The following is a 21,150-nucleotide window of genomic DNA, read 5'->3' as shown; positions in this document are numbered from 1 at the left end:
CGCTCGACTTGCATGTATTAGGCACGCCGCCAGCGTTCGTCCTGAGCCAGGATCAAACTCTCCGAAAAAGTACAAAACCGAAGTTTTGCTTTTCGTCAGCGTTCGACTGACTACCTATGATGTATCATAGGATTTTTTTATAAAAACTCGAATTAACAGGTACGTTTTGTCTTGTTTAGTTTTCAAAGATCATCTTCATTATCGCTCAGAGGCGACTTTCTTAATATAACATTTGAGCGCCGTGTGCGTCAAGTGTTTTTCTGAATTTCTTTTTGTCCGCTTTTCTTTAAAAGCAACTCAGTTGCTCATTAGCGACGTTTAATAATATACCATCATAATATTCATACGTCAATATCTTTTTTAACAAAATATCCTCGATGATAGATTTTTTGCCCCTTCGTCTCAATTGGCTCTACTAGCACAATTCCTTTTTCCACAAAGAAATCAATCATCACACTAAGATCAGGTGTGAAATGTTTGAGATCAGGATGTGCAAGAAGCTCGCCAAACAGCCAAATATCCTGCTGTTCCATGACATGACGCAAATGAGCCGCACCAATTTCTGCTTTTGAATGAATCAAGAAATCATTCGCTAGGAATAAAAGTTCTAACCGCTTATGAAGACTTTCGTGGCTTTCAATCAGCTCTGAATAAAGTTTATATACTTCAGGCTCCATATGACGTACTTGATTCCAAACGGTCACTTCTGGGTGGAAGCCTTTATCAATCACTTCAATACGCGCCAGATGATGCAGGGCATGCACAATGGAATTATATGCATCGAGGAATTGATTTGATTCAAAAAATGCTTTTCCTTCTATATATCTGCGAATGAGCTTGCCATATTCTAAACCAATTTTGAGCTTACGGTTAGAAAACGGGAATGTACTCAGTTCATCAATCAAGTTGAAAATATATTCATTTCGATCAAACAGGACTTTTCCGTTTAAAATCCAATCAATAATCCGCCTGTTAGTACCTAAGGTAATCCATTCCTTCAGCTGATCATTTGTGACAACATTTAAAGAAGCTGTTTGGTGATCGGATTCATAGTGCTTAATAAATAACGGTTCTTCCGCATCCTTTACGATGACTAGAAGCGCTGCATCAAAGTTATCCGTCTCAGAAGATACTTTATGTCTTCTTTCTACTATAATCACAGCTAATGTATCTGGATGACTTGCTCTCTCTTGATAAATAGGACGGAGAAGATTTTCCATAGTGATTCCTCCAATACTCGGGTGTAAGGTTCTTCTCTAATGCTATGTATTTCTCCTCATAGAATCAAAATTCCTTCAATACATGAAAAAAGATCGTTGAATCATTATAAGCAATTTATTCACAAAACTCTATAACTAATTCAAACAGAAAGGTAAAATGTGCTATATTGGAGATAAGGGGGACTAGGGATGGCGAAATACTCCAGTAAGATTAATAAAATCAGAACATTTGCACTTAGTTTGGTTTTTGTTGGTTTTTTGATCATGTATATCGGTGTGTTCTTCAAGGAATCGGTCTGGCTGTCGACCTTCTTTATGCTACTCGGCGTGTTATCGATTGGATTGAGTACAGCCGTTTACTTTTGGATCGGTATGCTTTCTACGAAGGCAGTCCGTGTCGTATGTCCAGGCTGTGAGAAGGAAACAAAAGTGCTTGGGCGGGTGGACATGTGCATGCATTGCAGAGAGCCACTTACACTCGATCCAGCATTAGAAGGCAAAGAGTTTGATGAATCCTACAATCGAAAAAAGTCATAAAAATAAGCTGACCATTCAACTGGTCAGCTTTTTCATTAATGATTTTCTTTTTTTTGCACATTCTTGACAAGTGCCATAGATCTCCAAGCGATGATGACTTACTGTAAAACCTGTCACATGGGATGCAAGCTGTTCTACTTCATCAAGGCCAGGATAGTGAAAGTCAACGATCTTTCCGCAGTTTTCACAAATCGCATGGTAATGGTCAGATGTCGCAAAATCAAATCGGCTTGAGGAATCCCCATACGTTAATTCTTTTACTAATCCAGATTCCCGGAAGACTCGTAAATTGTTGTAAACCGTTGCTACACTCATATTAGGAAATTTTCCTTCAAGTGCCTTATATATATCGTCCGCGGTTGGGTGTGTCATAGAATTTACGAGAAACTCCAAGATGGCATGGCGCTGCGGAGTAATTCGAACACCGGTTTCTTTTAGAGCGTCTAAAGCATCTTTTAGTTCGTGAGCAGCCATTTCATCATGCACCTCTCTTTTCAAAAATATTCTTATATTATAATCTTTATAAATAGTGTACCCCCAGAGCCGAAACTTTGTCAATTACAATCCTCTTTTTTACCTATTCTTCTATACAAAAAAGACCGGCACGACTGCCGATCTCATCTCGTCAACATATTAAGCGTGAGCTTTCAGTTCCTCAAGCGCTTCTTCCACATGATCTTTCACCTTTACTTTACGCCACTCTTTCACAAGCTTTCCTTCTTTATTAATAAGAAACGTTGAGCGTTCAATTCCCATGTATTCCTTACCAAAGTTCTTTTTCAGCTTCCATACACCGAAAGCTTCAGACAATTTTTGTTCGTCATCTACAAGAAGCAGGAAAGGTAAGTCATGTTTTTCTTTAAACTTTTGGTGCTTGTCTTGACCGTCTGGGCTTACGCCGATAATCACAGCATCTAATTCCGCAAAGCTTTGATGGCGGTCACGAAAATCACAGGCTTCCGTTGTGCAGCCCGGCGTCATATCTTTTGGATAAAAATAAAGGACAATGTGTTTCCCTTTAAAATCAGAGAGCTTTACTTTCTCTCCATTATCACCAAGTAATTCAATATCAGGTACTTGCTGCCCCACTTCGATTGTCATGATACAATCCCTCCAACCTATTTTTTCATTAGCCTATCCAATTTCGAGAAGATATTCAACTAAGGACGCTTGCATCGGCATGTTAAAATAATGATAGACGACGTGATACGTTGAGATAGGAGGCTATTTATGAAATTCACCGAATCAGTAAAATTACATCAAGAGGCGCTGGAGCATATTGTTGGAGGGGTTAACAGCCCATCTCGTTCATATAAAGCAGTGGGCGGCGGGTCACCTGTTGCAATGGAAAAAGGCGAAGGCGCTTATTTTTGGGATGTTGACGGAAACCGTTATATCGACTATTTAGCAGCATACGGCCCAATTATTACGGGACATGCTCATCCTCATATTACAAAAGCCATCACGAAAGCAGCCGAGACGGGTGTCCTTTACGGAACACCAACGAAGCATGAAGTCACTTTTGCTAAGATGCTGAAGGAAGCGATGCCTGCTTTGGACAAAGTTCGTTTTGTCAATTCAGGTACAGAAGCTGTGATGACGACAATCCGTGTCGCTCGCGCTTATACAGGCAGAACAAAGATCATTAAGTTTGCCGGATGTTACCACGGCCATTCTGATCTTGTGCTAGTTGCGGCCGGCTCTGGACCTTCCACTTTAGGAACACCAGATTCAGCGGGCGTGCCTAAAAGTATTGCCAATGAAGTCATTACCGTTCCATTCAACGATATAGACAGCTACAAAGAAGCATTAGACCGCTGGGGTGATGAAGTAGCAGCTGTTCTTGTTGAGCCAATTGTCGGGAACTTTGGCATCGTAGAGCCTAAAGACGGTTTCCTGCAGCAGGTTAATGACCTGACTCATGAAAAAGGGGCTCTAGTCATCTATGATGAAGTCATTACAGCTTTCCGCTTTATGTATGGTGGTGCACAGGACTTGCTTCAAGTAAAACCTGACCTCACTGCATTAGGTAAAATTATCGGCGGCGGTCTTCCAATCGGCGCTTACGGCGGCAAAAAAGAAATTATGGAGCAAGTCGCCCCGCTTGGACCAGCATACCAAGCTGGTACGATGGCAGGTAATCCCGCCTCCATCCTTTCTGGTATTGCATGCTTGGAAGTGTTAAAAGAAGACGGGGTCTACGAACGTCTTGATCAGCTTGGGGCCATGTTAGAAGAGGGAATTTTAGCCCACGCAAAAAAACATCAAGTAGATATTACAGTGAATCGCTTAAAAGGTGCTCTCACCATTTATTTTACAAAGGAAACGATTGTGAACTACGAGCAGGCTGAAAATACGGATGGTGAAATGTTCGCCCGTTTCTTTAAATTCATGCTCGCACAAGGTATTAACCTCGCTCCTTCTAAATATGAAGCTTGGTTCTTAACCATTGCACATACTGAAAATGATATTTCTGAAACGCTCAAAGCAGTAGATCATGCGTTTGAACAGCTAAAACAATCATAATGAAGAGAAAAACAGACGTAAATTCATGCGTCTGTTTTTTTATTTACCAGCTCTTGATTGTCAAAAGCGAGTGAATCTGTTACATTTTTTCTCAATACCTTCTTTTGATGTTTTCATGAACTTTCAAAAATCACTTGAATATTTCGGAAGACCGCTGTATATTACTTAGTTGTTTCATCAAAATATTTATGATATATGACAAGTGGTCATCTATTATCGAAAAGAAAGGAATGCAGGGACAAAACCAATGAAACTTGGAGCCCGTATTTTAAAAACTGGTATTGCCATTGTACTCGCGCTTTACCTGGCAACATGGCTTGGGTTGCCGACACCCGTCTTCGCGGGAATTGCAGCTGTATTTGCTATCCAGCCATCTATTTATCGATCATTTTTAACGATTGTTGATCAAGTGCAAGCCAATATTATTGGAGCAGCACTTGCCATTACGTTCGGTCTGCTTTTTGGCACAGGACCAGTCATCATCGGCTTAACTGCCGTCATGGTCATTGCGATTAATTTAAAGCTGAAGATTGAACACACGATTCCGATTGCACTCGTAACCGTCATCGCGATTTTAGAAAGTGCAGGGGATCATTTCCTTTCCTTTGCCTTAATTCGAACAGCAACTGTGGTGTTAGGCGTACTTTCTTCATTTTTAGTGAATTTGATTTTCCTGCCGCCAAAGTATGAAACAAAGCTTGTTCATCACATTATGGAAAATACGGAGGAGATTTTAAAATGGATCCGTCTAAGCTCCAGACAGTCAACTGATCATTCCACTTTAAAGGATGACATCGATCAAATAAAAGAACGTATGATCAAATTAGATCACATTTACTTGTTATACAAAGAAGAACGAAGCTATTTAAAGAAAACGACCTATGTCAAATCTAGAAAGCTTGTTTTATTCAGACAGGCAATCATGACGTCTAATCGAGCACTGTACTTGCTGAAAAAGCTTCATAAGTTAGAAAATGAAATTCATTTGATGCCAGAGCATTTCAGAGAGAGCTTAACAGATGAGATTGATTATTTACTTTATTGGCATGAACGTACCTTAATGAAATTTGTTGGAAAAATGAAACCGCAGGACGATGACTTCCAAAATGAATGCTCTCTTCGTCTTGAAGCATTAACGAAATCATTTATTCAGCACCAGCAAAATCAAGAAAACGACTTGCTGGATTACAATATGCTGAATGTGATGTCGAGTATTATTGAATACCGTGATGAATTGGAGCATCTAGATACTTTGATTACAAGCTTCCAAACATATCACCCAAAAGATAGTGAGATTGAGACAGAAGAAAAAGAAGCTTAAATAGAAAAGACCGATTCTTAGAATCGGTCTTATTTTATTTTCTTCATTTTAGGATCAAGGGTGTCTCTTAATCCATCTCCCATCAAGTTAAAACCAAGAACCGTCAGCATGATCGCAATCCCCGGGAAAAATAAAGTCCATGGCGCTTGTACGAGATAAGGTCTCGCATCTGCAAGCATTTTCCCCCACTCTGGACTTGGCGCTTGTGCACCTAACCCTAAAAATCCTAAAGCCGCCGCTTCAATAATGGCAGTACCAATCGCAAGCGTCGCTTGAACGATGACCGGCACCATACTATTTGGCAGAATGTGACGAAGAACGATGCGGCGGTGTGACATCCCGACTGCCTTTGCTGCTAAAACATATTCTTCTTGCTTAATGCTCAGCACCTTTGAACGAACGAGCCGGCCAAATGTGGGGACGTTAATAATTGCTATGGCAATAAGGGCATTTTGTAAGGAAGGTCCTAAGATGGAAACGATCGCAATCGCTAATAGAATGCTAGGAAAAGCGAGTAAAATATCAAATAGTCTTGAGATGACAGCATCCAGTAATCTACCGCCGTAACCTGCCATCAATCCAAGCAATGTCCCTAAAATAACCGACCCAAGAACGGAGAAGAAACCCACCCATAATGAAATCCGAGCTCCATGCACGACTCTAGAAAATATGTCTCTCCCGAAATCATCCGTACCAAACCAATGCGCAGCTGAAGGGGCACTAAATCGTTCGCCTAGTGACTGCTCGTTGATTCCATAAGGAGCAATGAGCGGTGCAAAGATTGCTAGGATAAGAAATAAAAAGACAATCACAGTGCCAATGACCGCCAGCTTGTGCTGAAAGAACAGTTTCATCGATTCAAGAATCAGTGATTGAGAGCGTTCTTCCTTTTGTTCAGGTGCTTGAAGCTCTTTTTGCGCTTCCATGTCGTCACTCTCCCTTCTCTAGTATTTAATCCTCGGATCAATGACTGCATACAAGATATCAACAATGAAATTGATCAGCACAAATATGAGCGCAACAACAAGAATGCCAGTTTGAATAACAGGATAATCACGATAGCTAATTGCATCGTAAATATACCGCCCAATTCCCGGCCAAGCAAAGATCGTTTCTGTTAAAATGGCTCCGCCTAGCAAGAGACCTGTTTGAAGACCAATAATCGTTAAAATCGGAATGAGCGCATTTTTCAGCCCATGCTGATAAATGATGAAAAATGAACGTACCCCTTTTGCTTTTGCTGTTCGAATAAAATCTGAATGAAGGACTTCCAACATACTTGCCCTCGTAATCCTTGCAATAATCGCAGCAGGAATCGTTGCGAGAGCGGTACTTGGTAAAATTAAATGCTTGATGCTGTCAAAGAATTGATCAAATCGCCCTTGCAAAAGCGTGTCCAGCGTATGAATATAGGTGATCGACTCTACCGGATTTCTGACGTTTTCTCGTCCTGTAGTCGGCAAAATACCTAATTCAATCGAGAATAGCCACTGTCCCATTAAGCCTAACCAGAAAATCGGCATGGACACCCCAATGAGCGCAATAAACATGGCCACATAATCAAAGAAAGAATGTTTAAACCATGCACTAATGATTCCGGCATTCACACCGACAATAATCGCCAGCAACATAGCGAAGAAAGTCAATTCTAATGTAGCGAATAAGTAAGGCTTCATTTCCTGGGCAATAGCCGCTCCTGTTCGTATGGAAGTCCCTAGATCGCCTTTTAAAAGCCCCAGCATGTAGTGACCATATTGTACGTACCACGGCTGGTCTAAACCAAGCTGAATCGTCAATTGCTCTACTGCTTCTTTCGTTGCCCGCTGTCCTAAGATGACCTGCGCCGGATTTCCAGGGATAAACCGAATAATAGAAAATACAACTAAGGTCATTCCGATCAGTACTGGAATGAGCATTCCTGCTCGCTTCATACAATAAGCAAACAAACAGCTTTCACCGCCTTTTCATTGTTTGGATAAGGGAGATCGAACGATCTCCCTTATTTGCTTATTCGAAATATACGTCAGTCAATGCTTCGGAACCAGTCGGATGCGGCTGGTAGCCTTTTAAATCTTTAGATGCGGCAAGCATTGGAATTGAATGGACTAATGGGATCCAAGGCGCTTCATCATGAATGATTTCTTGAGCTTCTTGATATAATTCATTTCGCTTCTTTTGATCCGTATCGGTCTGCGCTTCAATGAGGATGTCATGCATTTTATCGTTTTGGAAGAATGTATAGTTGTTACCGCCAATACTGTCTTTATCTAATAATGTGTAGATGAAATTATCAGGATCGCCATTGTCCCCTGTCCATCCTAATAAGAACACATCTGCTTCGCCTTTACTTGCTTTATCTAAATAAGTCGCCCAATCATATGTGACGATTTCGGCTTTGACACCAACTTTTTCAAAGTTTGACTGAATGACTTCAGCTACCTTCATCCCGTCTGGCATATATGGACGCGGCACAGGCATTGCCCAAAGCTTGATGCGAAAACCGTCAGGGAAGCCTGCCTCTTTCAATAGTTCTTTTGCTTTTTCCGGATCATATGGATATGGCTCAATCTCGTCATTGTAGCCTTCTAATGACGGAGGAAGTGGATTTTTTGCTGGTTCAGCAAGCCCTCCATAAAACGACTCTATGATTGATTCTTTATCAACTGCATAATTGAGCGCCTGACGAACCAACTTGTTATCAAGCGGCTTTCTAGTCACTGTCAGCCCGATATAACCTACGTTCATGGATGGTCTTTCAATCAGCTGGAGCGCTTTGTCTGTTTTAATGCCATCTAAATCGGACGGATTGACGCCATCCATCAAGTCGATTTCGCCTGTTTTAAGCGCATTTAAACGAGCAGAGTTTTCAGGAATAGAGCGGAAGATGATTTGTTTCAGTTTTGGTTTATCTTTTTGCCAGTAATCTTCGTTCTTTTCTAAGACAATACGGTCGTTCTGCTTCCATTCTTTAAACTTAAATGGTCCTGTGCCCACTGGGTTTTCTCTAAATGAATCACCGCTTTTTTCAACTGCTGCAGGACTAGCGATACCAAATGGTGACATGGCGATGTTTTTCAGAAATGTTGCTTGCGGGCGTTTGAGTTGAAATTCAATTTCATGCTCTCCTTTGACGATGATGTCTTTAATGACATGCCCTTTATCTTTTTTATAGCCGCCAAACATGCCGTAGTAAGGAAATTTTTCGGCATCTCCATTCATCCAGCGGTCAAAGTTGAATTTCACTGCTTCTGCATTAAAGTCTGTGCCATCGTGAAATTTCACACCTTCTCTTAAGTAGAACGTGTACGATTTTCCGTCCTTCGCAACATCCCATTCTGTTGCGAGGCCCGGATGGATGGTCGTGTCTTTTTCACCGTAATTCAAAAGCTTTTCAAACATATTCTCTGTGACCTTGAAGGTTTCGCCTTCTGTTGTTGTAATCGGATCAAGTGACGTAGAGTCTCCTCCTCTGCCGAATACGAGAGTGTCTTTTGTGGCTTTTTCTTCTGATGTTGATGAAGATGAACAGCCACCTAAAAATAACGCAAGTGCCAGCACAAAAATGAAACTACTGAATAACCATGTCTTCTTCATTGTGTTCCTCCTTTTGATATAAATAGCACGCAGCTGCATGACCTGTTTCCTCCTCATACAAAGGCGGAACAGCTTGCAAGCATTGCGCCCACCTTTTTGGACATCTTTTATAGAAAGGACAGCCATCTTCTGACACCAGGGTGGATTCTTCCGCTGACACATCCTGCGTTTCCAGCACGTGATCCATATGTGGAATGGATTTCAGAAGAAGCGATGTATAAGGATGAAGCGGATTGTGAAATACGTCCTCCGCAGGACCCATTTCTACAATACGGCCAGCGTACATCACTGCAATTCGGTCGCTCATATACTTGACAACGCCTAGATCGTGAGAAATAAACAAGTACGTCAGAGAAAGCGTCTTTTGCAATTCGAGCATTAAATTCAATATTTGTGCTTGAACCGATACATCTAAAGCGGAAACTGGCTCATCGGCAATCACAAGACTTGGATGAGTAATGAGCGCCCTAGCAATTCCAATACGCTGCCTCTGACCGCCGCTGAATTGGTGCGCATAACGGTCTCCATAGGATGGGTCAAACCCAACAATGTGCAGCATCTCTTTTACCCGCTTTTGTCTTTCTGCTTTTGTTCCATGTTTATGAACAATGAGCGGTTCTTCTAAAATGTCTTTGATTTTCATTCGTGGATTTAAGGAAGCGTATGGATCTTGGAAAATCATTTGAATGTCTTTTCTGAAGGAACGCATGTCTCGTTCTTTCAGAAGCGTCACTTCTTTTCCTTTCATTTGGATTGAGCCAGAAGTCGGTTCGATTAATCTCATTAAGCTTTTGCCAAGGGTTGATTTCCCGCAGCCAGATTCGCCCACAATGCCGAGCGTCTCTCCTTCTTTCACGTGAAAGGACACTTGATTTAAAGCCAAAGTCGTCTGTTTGTGTTTAGAAAAAAATGCCGATGTGTCATAACGCTTCGTCAGTTGATTCACTTGCAACAGTGGGTGATTCAGTGTCTTCTCCTCCTTCCATTAGAAAACATGCGACGCGGTGATTGTGTGAAATGGATTGTAAAGATGGGTCTTGTTCAAGACATTGCGTCATTTGATATGGACAGCGTGGTGCAAATTGACAGCCGGACCGAATAGCTCCTGGCTTAGGTACATGACCCGCAATAGACATGAGTTTTTCTTTTTTCTCTTTAAATGATGGAACAGAGGCGAAAAGACCTTTCGTGTAGGGATGGAGAGGTTTTTGGAAAATACGGTCAACGGTTCCTTCTTCTACGATTCGACCGGCATACATAATCATGACACGCTGGCATATTTGCCGCACGACGCCTAAATCATGAGTAATAAATAATATAGCGGTGTCCATCTCTTCATTTAACTTTTTGAGCAAACGAAGAATTTGTGCTTGGATGGTGACATCAAGTGCAGTCGTTGGTTCATCTGCAATCATGAGCTTTGGGTGACATAGCATCGCCATCGCAATCATTACACGCTGACGCATGCCGCCCGATAGTTCATGTGGATATTTTTTGAGTAATGACGCTGCTTGTTTCAGGCCTACCGTTTGAAGCAAATCTACCGCCTTTACTTTTGCTTCTTTTTGGCTGATAGTCTGATGTGTGAAAAGGGCTTCTGTCATTTGCTTGCCGATGGTCATGAGTGGATTGAGAGAAGTCATGGGTTCCTGGAAAATCATTGAGATGTCATTCCCTCTGACCTCTCGCCATTGTTTCTCCGACAGTGACAGCAGGTTTTGACCTTCAAATTGTATGTGACCTGTTGTTTCTGTTTGGTGATTCAGCCCCATTAAAGACATCGATGTGATGCTTTTCCCGCAGCCAGATTCGCCCACAATACCTAAGGTTTCTCCTTTTTGAATAGAGAATGAGATGTCATGAACGATCGGCACTCTCTGCTTTTTTTGCTGAAAAGCAATAGACAGCTGTTTGACATCTAGCAATACTTTTTGTTCTTTCACATCTTCACCACCCCGTCATACTTTTTAAAATTGTATTGAGACAAGCTGGGAAATATGTCATGTTTTTGACAAGCATAAAAAAGCCTATCCGCTAGAATCGGATAGGCTTCTACTAATTTAATGTTTGAATGGTAAATAGATGGCGATAGTGGCTGTCTCGGTTCATTAATTCCTCATGTGTTCCTTTTTCCACAATCTCTCCTTGTTCCATGACCACAATGAGGTCCGCATGTGTAATCGTTGATAAACGGTGCGCAACAATAAAAGTTGTGCGATCTTTTGCCAGCTTTTGCATCGCTTCTTGAATGTAATGTTCACTTTCTAAATCAAGTGCAGACGTCGCTTCGTCTAAAATAAGCAGCGGTGGATTTTTAAGAAATACCCTCGCAATTGAAATTCGTTGTTTTTGACCGCCTGATAGCTTTACGCCACGTTCTCCTACCTTTGTGTCATATCCTTCAGGAAGAGACATGATGAACTCATGGGCATTAGCCGCTTTGGCCGCCGACACAATTTTCTCAAAGGATGCTTCTGGGTCTCCCACAGCGATATTTTCTTTAATGGTGTCACTGAATAAGAATGTATCTTGGAGCACCATCCCGACTTGATTCCGCAGGCTTCTTGCCTTGTACTCTTTAATATCAATGCCGTCAATTTCGAGTGATCCGCTTGTGACATCATAAAATCTTGGAATTAAGCTGACGAGTGTCGACTTCCCTCCGCCGCTCATTCCTACAAGCGCAACGGTTTGACCTTTTTCTACTTTCAAGGAGATATTGTGTAAAATCTCTTCCTGTGTATGTTCGTAACGGAACGACACATCTTTAAATTCTACCTCTCCTTTTAAGTGATTGGCTTCTTTTGCATTCGGCTTGTCTGTTACTTCATACGGTTCATCAATAAACTCAAAAATACGATCCATTGATGCTACTGACTGAGTTAAAGTCGTCGATGAGTTAATGAGACGGCGAATCGGGTTGTACATCCGATCAATGTAGCCGACAAAGGCAATCATTGTCCCAATTGAAAGCGACCCGTTAATGACGGTATAACCAGCAAAAGCAATGATGAGCAGCGGCGCAATGTCTGTGATCGTATTGACGACAGCGAATGTTTTGGCATTCCAATTCGTATGATTGATCGCTTTGTTTAAGAAATTTTTATTTTCATCGTGAAAATTCTCTTGTTCGTATTCTTCAATCGCAAAGCTGCGAATGACAGGCATTCCTTGTACTCGCTCATGCAGGTGCCCTTGTACCTCAGCCAGTGCCTGCGACCGCTCTTTTGTCAGCTTGCGAAGCCGTCCGTAAAAATACTTCACTGCTAACGCATACAGCGGAAAAATAATGACAGACACAATGGTGAGTTTAAGATCCAGTGTACACATAATGGCTATCACAATCAGGACGGTCATCAAATCAAGCCAAATGTTCATAAGCCCTGTGATGACAAATTCCTTTGTTTGCTCCACATCGTTGATGACCCTTGAAATAATTTCCCCTGTTCTCGTGTTGGCGTAATAGCGAAGGCTTAGCTTTTGAATGTGCGAGAACAGTTTTTCCCGAATATCAAATAATACTTTACTGCCTGTCCACTGCGCATAGTATTGTCTGTAGTACTCAACAGGCGGTCTCATCACTAAAAATAATACAAGCATGATTCCCATAATAATAAAGAGAGTGGATGTTTTTTCTTCAGCCGATCCAGAGCCTTGAATCACATCATCAATGACATACTTTAAAAGCAGAGGCAATGTTAAGGGGATCGAGAACTTAATCATTCCGATCACCATTGTCAATGCAATCTGTTTTTTATACGGTGTTACAAAAGCCATGTAACGTTTTATGACCCCCATGTAAATCTCCTTCCCAATCTATCAGTGCCTCTTATCCGTACGCAATCAAAAACCTGTTGGCTTTGAAAAGCCAAACAGGTTTTAGCTGCTGTTACTTATTTTGTATAACGCAAAAAACGTTCATACCACATATCCACAAATTCTGGAGCAAACGGTCCCTTCCGCTGGTGAATCCAATGCAGTAATGTATTTAGATGCTCTCGTAAGATACTATCGATTTCTTTTGGATAATTCATCTGCCTCTTATGATCTGCATATTCATCCTCATCCAAAATATTATACGTCATGTCCGGAAAGACTTTGACATCTAAGTCGTAATCAATATACTTAATCGCCTCTTCATCTGTCGCAAAAGGAGAGCTGATGTTGCAGTAATAATACACCCCATCATCTCGAAGCATCCCAATGACATTAAACCATTGTTTTGCATGAAAATAGCAAATAGCCGGTTCTCTTGTCATCCATGTTCGGCCATCGGATTCAGTCACCATTGTTCGATCGTTTGCACCAATGATACACAATTCCGTTGCTTTCAGAATGGTGGTTTCATTCCAAATCCTGTGGATCAAGCCATTATGTTTATAGCTTTGAATTTGGATGGTTTCTCCTTCCTTGGGATAGCCCATATTTTCTCCCCTACTTTCTATAACAAACAAACCTAACAGTCCAAAGACCTAATTTCCCAACTAAACATGTCTCTATTATATTATACCGTTACATCATTAAAAAATGAAATGAAAAAGCCATTCAACCCAATTGAACGGCACACTCTTTTACATCACGGTTGAGCTCTTCTCCATTTGTTTATACGAATTGATGACTTGTTCAGTCTGTTTTGTAAATAGTGTTTGGGCTTTTTGCAGTTCTTCTCGTTTCTGTTTGATTTGATCATGAAGCTTATGCCGCTCTTCCTTTTTTTCACCTTGCAGCAATCGTTTTTCTGTCTCTAAGTACAGATCAAGTTCTCCTTGTACATCGAGCAGCTGATCCATAAGCTGCATTTGTTCTTTGACAAGCTGGTCGAAATCAGACATCTAACTCCTCCCTTTCATTCGTATCGACTTTTTGTATCTATACCATTTCTTGAAAGAAGGAAGAAGTCCTTTGACTGTTTATGTAGAGGTTTTACAGGTTTTGTCGGATGGTGGGGAGAGGCAAAAAGAAAAGCACTTCATTCGTAGATGAAGTGCTTCCCTTTGTTTCAGTGATTAGCTGTTTTGTTGTTTGTTTTGCTCAGCTTTTTGGTTGTATTTTTTTACGTGCTGTGCGTCAGTCTCGCTAGCAAATTCAGTGCCATATTGACCGCCTTGTGCAGCAGCTTGGTTTTGTTTTTTCACTTGTTGTGCGTTTGTTTTGTTTTGTTGTTTATCCATCATTATCACCTCCACGCACATTAATTTGTGCAGAAGGTGTACATCTTATTCATGATTTTTTTAAACAAGCAAAGAACGTCCGCCATCGACGATAATCGTCTGTCCTCTAATCATATCTGCTTTGCCTGATACAAGGAATTCTACACTGTCGACCATGTCTTTAATTTCCACCATACGGCCTGCTGGTGTATTTTTCTTAGCGTCTTCTAATAGCTCTTCACGATTTGGGAAGTGCTTGAGTGCATCTGTATCGATGGCGCCGCCTGATACGGCATTTACGACGATATTTTTTTGTGACAGCTCAACGGATAGATAGCGTGTCAAAGCTTCTAGTGCTGCTTTAGATACACCGACCACCGTGTAGTTTTCAAGGTAGCGGATAGAGCCTAGTGAGCTAATGCTGACGATATGTCCGCCGCCGTTTTTCTCCATTAATTTGGCTGCTTCTTGTCCGCAGAATAACAAGGCTTTCGCATTGATATTCATGGTCCAGTCCCAATGATTTTCTTCAAGATCCATGATTGGGCGCTGAACGCCAGATGCCGCATTGTTCACAAATACGTCTAAACGGCCAAACGTTTCGTCAATTTGCTGGAACATGTCTTTGATTTTCTCTGGCTGACCAACGTTGGCTTTGACAACTAATGTTTTAACACCCATCGCTTCAATTTCTTCAGCTGTTTCAAGTGCTGCTTTTTTGCTTCTTGCATAGTTAATGACAATGTCATATCCTTTTTCAGCCAGGCGAAGGGCTACTTCTTTCCCGACACCTCTACTGCTGCCTGTAATTAGTGCACATTTACGCTTGTTCATTATGGTTCATCTCCTGATTTGAATAGTTTTCGTCCATTCGCTTCACACTAATAGGAAAGTTCCTATTAGGAGGTTACATTCATGTATGTCGGACGCGATTTAAGCCAGCTTGGCATGATGTCAAAGGATCAATGGAAAGATACTGAGCTTGCTTTTTTTCATCATGCTTTCCAACAAATTTTACCTTATTTAAACGAAGAAGGGCAATCTAAGTATCGAGAAATCATTTCTGAAATTGAAAACCGCGGGGGTCTGCACCGAAATGAAGCCGATTATACCCATGGTACAACGGTTAAATATGACTAGGCTGTTCAAGTGCCATCTTCCATATTTTTTGATGTGAGACTGGCAAAGCATATGCCTCAAATTCTTCTGTTGTGACTTTTTTCAGCATCGTGTCATCAGATACAGAGGTCACACGTCCAAAGAAAACAGAAATATTCCAGATGAGGTGGGTAAATACATGTTGAATGGTGCCTTCTAAATCACCAAGTTCTGCTTGTACACCCGCTTCCTCTTTTAAGAAATCAATCAGCTGCTCTTTTTCCGTTTTTCTTCCCTTCATTGTTTCCATGTTTGGGAACTCCCATAAATTCGCAAGCAGACCTGTACTTGGACGCTTATGAATATAGAGGTGGCCTGCATCATCAAATAACACCACCGCTGCCATTGATTTCGCAGTCGGCTTTTTCTTTTTACTTTTCACCGGCAGCTCATGCTGAACGCCTTCCTCAAGTGCCGAGCAATGCATGTTTACAGGACAAATGAGGCATGCAGGAGAGGTTGGGGTGCAAATAAGCGCACCTAGCTCCATTAGCCCTTGATTGAATTCTGACGGCTTTTCCCGGGAAATGAGCTGATCAACCGCAAATTCGAAAATGTTTCTCGTTTTTGGTTTTGCAATATCATCCCATATGGACAAGATACGGGAAATGACCCTCATCACGTTGCCGTCTACCGCAGGGTATGGCTTGTTATAGGCGATACTCAGCACTGCGCCGCTCGTATACGGGCCTACACCTTTCAGTTTTGAAAATTGTTCTTTCGTATCAGGGACAACGCCCCCGTAGGATTCATAGACTTCTTTCACAGCTGCCTGTAAATTACGCACTCGTGAGTAGTAGCCAAGACCTTCCCATGCTTTCATGACCTTTTCTTCATCAGCTAAAGCAAGATCCTTCACCGTCGGGAATTGCTCCATAAACCGATTGAAGTACGGAATGACCGTATCCACTCTTGTTTGCTGGAGCATCACTTCTGATACCCAGACGCGATATGGATCTTGATTTTCACGCCATGGAAGTGTTCGTTGTTCTTTTTCATACCAATCGATTAAATCATGCTGAAAGCCCGCAATATCTTTGCGGTCCAGCTTTTCTTGAATGTCTTTCATCTCTATACTCCTTCTTATCGAACCGAGAGCTAACGTTCTGAAAAGAACCTTATTTGTTGTATACTGTTTGTAGATACGTTAACATGTTACATTAAATCGGGATAAAGCAAAAGTGATTTTGCACATAGTCTTGATGAGAGACGTATACTTTTTATGATTGTTCCTAAGCATGATAACTAGGAGGTAATCAATTGGACACTGGTACTCATGTAGTAATGGGCATTTCTCTTGGGGGACTTGCGCTTTTAGATCCAGCCGTCAGCGCAGATCCACACATGGCACACGCCGTGATGATCGCGACCATCGCCGGCTCCCAAGCACCAGACATTGATACTGTGCTAAAACTAAAAAATAATGCAGTTTATATAAGAAATCACCGGGGATTTACTCATTCCATTCCGGCTGTACTGTTTTGGTCATTGCTAATTCCGGCTGTGATTTTCCCATTTGTGCCGGGGGCGAATTTACTTCACCTCTGGCTATGGACACTATTAGCCGTTGTGCTTCATGTGTTTGTCGATATTTTCAATGCTTACGGCACGCAGGCCATTCGTCCATTTTCAAAGAAATGGGTAGCGCTTGGGATCATTAACACGTTTGATCCGTTTATCTTTTTTACACATCTTGTCGCCATTGTCGTATGGGCGATTGGCGGGCATCCCGGCTATACGTTCATTACGCTGTATGCCGTGATTTTCTGTTACTATATCGTCAGGGTCATCATGCAGCTTCAGATTAAACGTCAGCTTCGTGAACGATTCGATGAGATTGAGGAAATAATCATTTCGCCTACAATGAAGTTTAGACAATGGCGTATTGCTGTGAAATGTAAATCCTCTTTCCATGTTGGACGCAGTATGAATGGTGAGATCATCATTTTAGACACCTTTAACCGTGTGCCGGTCCCTGATACTGAGATTATGAAAATTGCCAAACAGGATGAAAACATTTCAGCCTTTCTCTCCTTCTCCCCTGTCTACCGGTGGGAAGTAGATAAATACAAGGATCATTATGAGGTACGGTTTATTGATTTGCGCTACCGCAGCAAAGGTCACTATCCTTTTGTTGCAATCTGCCATATCGACATGGACCACCAAATCAAAAATTCCTATACCGGTTGGATTTTCAGTGAAGAAAAACTGCAAAAAAAATTAAGACTCGGCTCTGTGTGAGCGAGTCTTTTTTGTGCTTACATCTTCGTCATATATTCCACAATAAACTCCCAAAAGCCAGGTCCTTCTTGGTAAATCAGCCGGTCTATTTTTTCGATGAGTTTGATGTAGAGTTCTTGTTCGAGGTCTTCTCTTTCTTGATATGCCGTGTTTTGTAGTTTCTTTTTGATCATGGGTGTGAAGGTTTCAATGAGTTTTTCCATTTCTCCATTGGTCATTTTGTCTTCTTGCACGGACATCTCCTCCTGTTTCTTCTTTTAGTTTGTTGAGTGCTTTTTTGTGGATGTTTGAGATGTTTTGTCTCGTTTCGCCTAGCCGGTCGGCTATTTCCTTCATCGTTTGACCATCGACATAGATTTGGGTTAAAACCATTTTTTGTTTGTCTGTGAGCTGCTGATAGGCCTTGTACAATCTTGGGTCTTGCAGGTGCTCCCCTAAGTCTTGCTGGTTGAAGAGCACCGCTTCATACGTATCTGTTTGAACAGGGTCTTTCACTTCTTGCGTATCAGGATGATCGAGTATGAGCGGAAAACGTTGCTGCTTTTTTTTCACTCGTTTGTCAAAGTCGACTGAAAAGATGCGGATCATTGTGGAAATATACTTGATGATGCGGATTTTTTGATAAAACTGCTTGAACTCGGAATCTAGTTTTTTCGCATTTTCCTCGTTTGGCTCTTCCATGACTTGCCGGAGCAGCTGCTGGTTTTTAGGATTGCTTAAAAACTGCTGAATGAGCGGGTGATCAACGATTTCCTTCCATTTTGCTTTCAATAACAGCCGATAATCCATGTGCATCCTCCCCTTTGTTCTCTCTACTTGCATTAAGTGGACAAAAGTTAAAAAAAGTAAACTTTGTGAAACGGGTCTAATGGTTCATTTTCTCCCCTTTTGATTTCCTATTTCTTCTTTCATACCACCTATAGAGAAGACGAGCATCCGCTGGGAGGTGAGACAAATGGAGACCTTTTTTTCGGAGGAATGGCTGAAGCAGCTCGGTCAGGCTGGCTTTCCTGCCATTTTGACGATTTATTTGCTGACACGTTTTGAACGAAAGTTTGATGAATTAAGCAAACTCATCCAACGATTGGTCGCTGTTCAAAAAAATGATGAATCAGATTGACATCTTCTTGATTCGTTTCACCTTATGAAAACGAGGGCGAAATGAAAGGCCTTTTGTCACCTCACACAATACGATGTTGAAAGGGGATTTTATCATGAGTGAAAAGCAAAATGGTGTACCGCAGCCGATTCGAGGAGAAAAAGGAGCAACGGTCAAAATTCCACGTAATCTCGAGCGAGACAGACAAAACCCAGATATGCTCACGCCACCAGAAACCGATCATGGAACGGTTCCCAACATGAAATATTCTTTTTCTGATACGCACAACCGTTTAGAAAAAGGCGGTTACGCAAGAGAAGTCACGGTACGTGAACTGCCAATCTCTAAAAGTCTTGCCTCTGTGAACATGCGGCTAAAACCTGGTGCAATTCGCGAGCTGCACTGGCATAAAGAAGCGGAATGGGCGTACATGATTTATGGGGAAGCCCGAATTACATCGGTTGATGCAGAGGGGCGGAATTTTACAGAGGATGTGACTGAGGGAGATTTATGGTACTTCCCTTCTGGCTTGCCGCACTCTATTCAAGCACTTGAACCAGGAGCTGAATTCTTGCTTGTGTTTGATGATGGTTCCTTCTCTGAAAATAGTACGTTCCAAGTGACTGATTGGCTTGCTCATACCCCAGAGGAAGTCGTTCTCCAAAACTTTGGAATGACAAAGGAGCAATTTGAGAAGCTGCCAGAGAAAGAGAAGTATATTTTCCAAAAAGGAATTCCTGGTTCCCTTGAATGTGACAAGGTGCAAACAGAGCAAGGAGAAGTCCCGAACTCCTTTAAATATGAGCTGTTAAAGCAAGAGCCGATTACGTCAAGCGGCGGACAAGTGTGGATTGCGGATTCTACCAATTTCAAAGCTTCTAAAACGATTGCCTCTGCTCTTGTGAAAGTTGATCCAGGTGCCATCCGTGAGCTGCACTGGCACCCAAATACGGATGAATGGCAATATTTCATTTCTGGAAAAGCTCGAATGACGGTATTTGCTTCTGATGGACATGCGAGAACCTTCAACTATCAGGCGGGAGACGTTGGCTATGTGCCATTTGCGATGGGGCATTATGTAGAAAATACAGGCGACGAACCGCTCTATTTCTTAGAAATCTTTAAGAGCGATCATTATGCAGACATTTCACTCAATCAGTGGCTTGCGGTCACACCGAAACAGCTTGTTTTGGATCATTTAGATCAAGGCGAAGAATTCTTGAAATTGCTTGATACAGAAAAACACCCTGTCATCGCTGCACCTAAAAAAGAGGATTAATTCCACCTTCCTGCAAAAAGGCTGTCCTTTTTGCAGGTATCTTCATGTAAAGGAGTGTTGTTTACCCATGCAACAATCTGTTCACGCTTTATGGCAAGGGCTGAAATGGCTCATGGCGCTATCAGCTGTCTGTTACATATTTTTGTTGTTTTGTGTGCTGTTCTTTCATTTGACCGGTGCTTTTTATCAATCGATTTTATCGTTGATTCTGTTTATGGGCATCTATGTTGTACTTGGGATCTCTTTTGAACATCTGGAACACGTGCTCATGCGGTTTGTTCGTAAGTGTCGGTCCAAAAAACGATCCATCGTTTTCTATGCCGTTTTATTTCACCTTTTGTTTATTTGGGGTGCTGTCTATGTATCAGACGAATTGGTTGACGGCATTTTGCTGACTACTTCTGAAGAAATTCTCTTTGCGCTAAGTCTTTGGCTATTTCATTTTTTGTTTGATTATGCGACGTTTCCATTTGAGAAAGAAGCTTCATGACTCTACTCTCTTTCTGACGAGAGTGCTTCTTTGATTTGCTTCATATGATGGGTATCGTGTTCGATCAGTCCTTGGAAATAACTTAATAACGTCAGCTTGGTTTGACCAATAAAAAAAGGTTCATTCCAGCGAGATGGTTCAATTTTCTTCATTTCTTGAAGTAATTCTGTTCTGACAGCAATAAATCGAACGATCGTCTCGCTTTTCTTTTCCTTTCTCGCTCTTTCAGCTGACTGCTGATTCATTTTGTGCACATCAGGAGCTTGAGGTAATGGCCGATCGTTCCAAAATTCCTTTAGTCGAGCCTTTAAAATAAATTCATCCCATGGAACGAAATGGGCGATGATTTCAGCGGTGCTCCATTTTCCATCAGCGATCGCTCTGCGCCATTCTTTGTCTGTTAATTCCGTTAGTGACTGTACCCATTCAATGGAGTGTTCAAAATGAGCAATAGTGGACTCTTTGTTTAACGTCAAATGGTCTCCCCCATTCACATGCTTTTATGTAGATTGTATCAATGATGAGAAAAAACACC

At 41.7% G+C, this 21,150-nt stretch carries 24 protein-coding genes, 1 rRNA gene and 1 pseudogene; 8 read left to right on the top strand and 18 right to left on the bottom strand.

Features of this window, described 5'->3' with window-relative positions; translation table 11 throughout:
- Nucleotides 1–68 (bottom strand): 16S ribosomal RNA (locus M2369_RS16770); the annotation flags it as partial.
- 273 nt (nt 69–341) lie between these two features.
- Nucleotides 342–1,220 carry a nucleotidyltransferase-like protein gene (locus M2369_RS16765; RefSeq protein ID WP_041506558.1) on the bottom strand — a complete coding sequence of 293 codons (879 nt, stop codon included), beginning with the start codon at nt 1,218–1,220 and terminating at the stop codon, nt 342–344.
- 189 nt (nt 1,221–1,409) lie between these two features.
- On the opposite strand from M2369_RS16765, the gene M2369_RS16760 reads away from it, so the two are divergent.
- Nucleotides 1,410–1,757: a YgzB family protein gene (locus tag M2369_RS16760; RefSeq protein ID WP_007496750.1), complete on the top strand. Its 348-nt coding sequence runs from the start codon at nt 1,410–1,412 to the stop codon at nt 1,755–1,757.
- 15 nt (nt 1,758–1,772) lie between these two features.
- Here M2369_RS16760 and perR read toward each other — a convergent pair whose 3' ends face one another.
- A complete protein-coding gene (gene perR, locus M2369_RS16755; RefSeq protein WP_041506701.1) occupies nt 1,773–2,231 on the bottom strand; it encodes a peroxide-responsive transcriptional repressor PerR in 459 nt (152 codons plus the stop codon).
- Nucleotides 2,232–2,390: 159 nt separating this feature from the next.
- Nucleotides 2,391–2,858, bottom strand: a complete 468-nt coding sequence (gene bcp, locus M2369_RS16750) for a thioredoxin-dependent thiol peroxidase (RefSeq protein WP_007496746.1) — start codon at nt 2,856–2,858, stop codon at nt 2,391–2,393.
- 129 nt (nt 2,859–2,987) lie between these two features.
- Between bcp and M2369_RS16745 the strand changes: the two genes are divergently transcribed.
- Both M2369_RS16745 and M2369_RS16740 read left to right on the top strand, forming a co-directional pair.
- The gene (locus M2369_RS16745) at nt 2,988–4,283 is read left to right on the top strand and encodes a glutamate-1-semialdehyde 2,1-aminomutase (RefSeq protein ID WP_041506559.1); all 1,296 of its coding nucleotides are present in this window, start codon (nt 2,988–2,990) and stop codon (nt 4,281–4,283) included.
- A gap of 247 nt (nt 4,284–4,530) precedes the next feature.
- The gene (locus M2369_RS16740) at nt 4,531–5,604 is read left to right on the top strand and encodes an FUSC family protein (protein ID WP_025206980.1); all 1,074 of its coding nucleotides are present in this window, start codon (nt 4,531–4,533) and stop codon (nt 5,602–5,604) included.
- A gap of 29 nt (nt 5,605–5,633) precedes the next feature.
- On the opposite strand, the gene M2369_RS16735 is transcribed toward M2369_RS16740, so the two are convergent.
- From M2369_RS16735 to fabL, 10 genes and pseudogenes are all read right to left on the bottom strand, one after another.
- Nucleotides 5,634–6,530: an ABC transporter permease gene (locus M2369_RS16735; RefSeq protein WP_008341942.1), complete on the bottom strand. Its 897-nt coding sequence runs from the start codon at nt 6,528–6,530 to the stop codon at nt 5,634–5,636.
- Nucleotides 6,531–6,548: 18 nt separating this feature from the next.
- Nucleotides 6,549–7,550: an ABC transporter permease gene (locus tag M2369_RS16730; RefSeq protein ID WP_007496737.1), complete on the bottom strand. Its 1,002-nt coding sequence runs from the start codon at nt 7,548–7,550 to the stop codon at nt 6,549–6,551.
- 61 nt (nt 7,551–7,611) lie between these two features.
- Nucleotides 7,612–9,198 carry an ABC transporter substrate-binding protein gene (locus tag M2369_RS16725; RefSeq protein WP_017358851.1) on the bottom strand — a complete coding sequence of 529 codons (1,587 nt, stop codon included), beginning with the start codon at nt 9,196–9,198 and terminating at the stop codon, nt 7,612–7,614.
- A complete protein-coding gene (locus M2369_RS16720) occupies nt 9,173–10,150 on the bottom strand; it encodes an ABC transporter ATP-binding protein (RefSeq protein ID WP_084231714.1) in 978 nt (325 codons plus the stop codon). Before M2369_RS16720 ends, M2369_RS16725 begins: the two co-directional genes overlap by 26 nt.
- A complete protein-coding gene (locus M2369_RS16715; protein ID WP_041506561.1) occupies nt 10,119–11,141 on the bottom strand; it encodes an ABC transporter ATP-binding protein in 1,023 nt (340 codons plus the stop codon). The genes M2369_RS16720 and M2369_RS16715 overlap by 32 nt, the downstream gene beginning before the upstream one ends.
- 112 nt (nt 11,142–11,253) lie before the next feature.
- Nucleotides 11,254–12,996: an ABC transporter ATP-binding protein gene (locus M2369_RS16710; protein WP_008341950.1), complete on the bottom strand. Its 1,743-nt coding sequence runs from the start codon at nt 12,994–12,996 to the stop codon at nt 11,254–11,256.
- 95 nt (nt 12,997–13,091) lie between these two features.
- Nucleotides 13,092–13,622: a nucleoside tri-diphosphate phosphatase gene (gene ntdP / locus M2369_RS16705; RefSeq protein WP_008341956.1), complete on the bottom strand. Its 531-nt coding sequence runs from the start codon at nt 13,620–13,622 to the stop codon at nt 13,092–13,094.
- A gap of 147 nt (nt 13,623–13,769) precedes the next feature.
- Nucleotides 13,770–14,030 (bottom strand): YgaB family protein, encoded by a 261-nt coding sequence (locus M2369_RS16700; RefSeq protein ID WP_041506562.1) that lies wholly within the window; start codon nt 14,028–14,030, stop codon nt 13,770–13,772.
- Between the two features lie 174 nt (nt 14,031–14,204).
- A pseudogene (locus M2369_RS16695) lies at nt 14,205–14,354 on the bottom strand (gamma-type small acid-soluble spore protein); the annotation flags it as partial.
- Nucleotides 14,355–14,429: 75 nt separating this feature from the next.
- On the bottom strand, nt 14,430–15,182 hold the full coding sequence (gene fabL / locus M2369_RS16690; protein ID WP_007496726.1) for an enoyl-[acyl-carrier-protein] reductase FabL: 753 nt from the start codon (nt 15,180–15,182) through the stop codon (nt 14,430–14,432).
- Between the two features lie 81 nt (nt 15,183–15,263).
- Between fabL and M2369_RS16685 the strand changes: the two genes are divergently transcribed.
- On the top strand, nt 15,264–15,488 hold the full coding sequence (locus M2369_RS16685; protein ID WP_008341962.1) for a hypothetical protein: 225 nt from the start codon (nt 15,264–15,266) through the stop codon (nt 15,486–15,488).
- Here M2369_RS16685 and mutY read toward each other — a convergent pair.
- The gene (gene mutY / locus M2369_RS16680; RefSeq protein WP_039167932.1) at nt 15,475–16,575 is read right to left on the bottom strand and encodes an A/G-specific adenine glycosylase; all 1,101 of its coding nucleotides are present in this window, start codon (nt 16,573–16,575) and stop codon (nt 15,475–15,477) included. The two genes, M2369_RS16685 and mutY, sit on opposite strands and share 14 nt — an antisense overlap.
- A gap of 191 nt (nt 16,576–16,766) precedes the next feature.
- Here mutY and M2369_RS16675 point away from each other — a divergent pair, with 191 nt between their 5' ends.
- The gene (locus M2369_RS16675; protein ID WP_039167934.1) at nt 16,767–17,747 is read left to right on the top strand and encodes a metal-dependent hydrolase; all 981 of its coding nucleotides are present in this window, start codon (nt 16,767–16,769) and stop codon (nt 17,745–17,747) included.
- Between the two features lie 17 nt (nt 17,748–17,764).
- Here M2369_RS16675 and rsoA read toward each other — a convergent pair whose 3' ends face one another.
- Together rsoA and M2369_RS16665 are read right to left on the bottom strand one after the other, a co-directional pair.
- The gene (rsoA, locus tag M2369_RS16670) at nt 17,765–17,986 is read right to left on the bottom strand and encodes a sigma-O factor regulator RsoA (RefSeq protein WP_096881154.1); all 222 of its coding nucleotides are present in this window, start codon (nt 17,984–17,986) and stop codon (nt 17,765–17,767) included.
- The gene (locus tag M2369_RS16665) at nt 17,934–18,536 is read right to left on the bottom strand and encodes a sigma-70 family RNA polymerase sigma factor (protein ID WP_096881153.1); all 603 of its coding nucleotides are present in this window, start codon (nt 18,534–18,536) and stop codon (nt 17,934–17,936) included. The genes rsoA and M2369_RS16665 overlap by 53 nt, the downstream gene beginning before the upstream one ends.
- A gap of 166 nt (nt 18,537–18,702) precedes the next feature.
- Here M2369_RS16665 and M2369_RS16660 point away from each other — a divergent pair, with 166 nt between their 5' ends.
- The 3 genes from M2369_RS16660 (at nt 18,703) to M2369_RS16650 (ending at nt 20,615) form a co-directional block, all read left to right on the top strand.
- Nucleotides 18,703–18,867 carry a YvrJ family protein gene (locus M2369_RS16660; RefSeq protein ID WP_073415715.1) on the top strand — a complete coding sequence of 55 codons (165 nt, stop codon included), beginning with the start codon at nt 18,703–18,705 and terminating at the stop codon, nt 18,865–18,867.
- A gap of 94 nt (nt 18,868–18,961) precedes the next feature.
- Complete coding sequence (locus M2369_RS16655; protein WP_048002115.1) at nt 18,962–20,125, top strand: oxalate decarboxylase family bicupin; 1,164 nt, start codon at nt 18,962–18,964, stop codon at nt 20,123–20,125.
- A 67-nt stretch (nt 20,126–20,192) separates the two neighbouring features.
- A complete protein-coding gene (locus M2369_RS16650) occupies nt 20,193–20,615 on the top strand; it encodes a regulatory YrvL family protein (protein WP_144680181.1) in 423 nt (140 codons plus the stop codon).
- Nucleotides 20,616–20,617: 2 nt separating this feature from the next.
- On the opposite strand, the gene M2369_RS16645 is transcribed toward M2369_RS16650, so the two are convergent.
- Entirely contained in the window at nt 20,618–21,091 is a 474-nt protein-coding gene (locus M2369_RS16645; protein ID WP_039167943.1) for a DinB family protein, read from the bottom strand.
- Nucleotides 21,092–21,150 lie beyond the last annotated feature (59 nt).

This window comes from Bacillus sp. JUb11 (genome assembly GCF_024807925.1).
GTDB lineage: Bacteria > Bacillota > Bacilli > Bacillales > Bacillaceae > Bacillus > Bacillus altitudinis.
The sequence above is the reverse complement of the archived record's forward strand: the minus strand, read 5'-3'. Positions and strand labels throughout refer to the sequence as shown.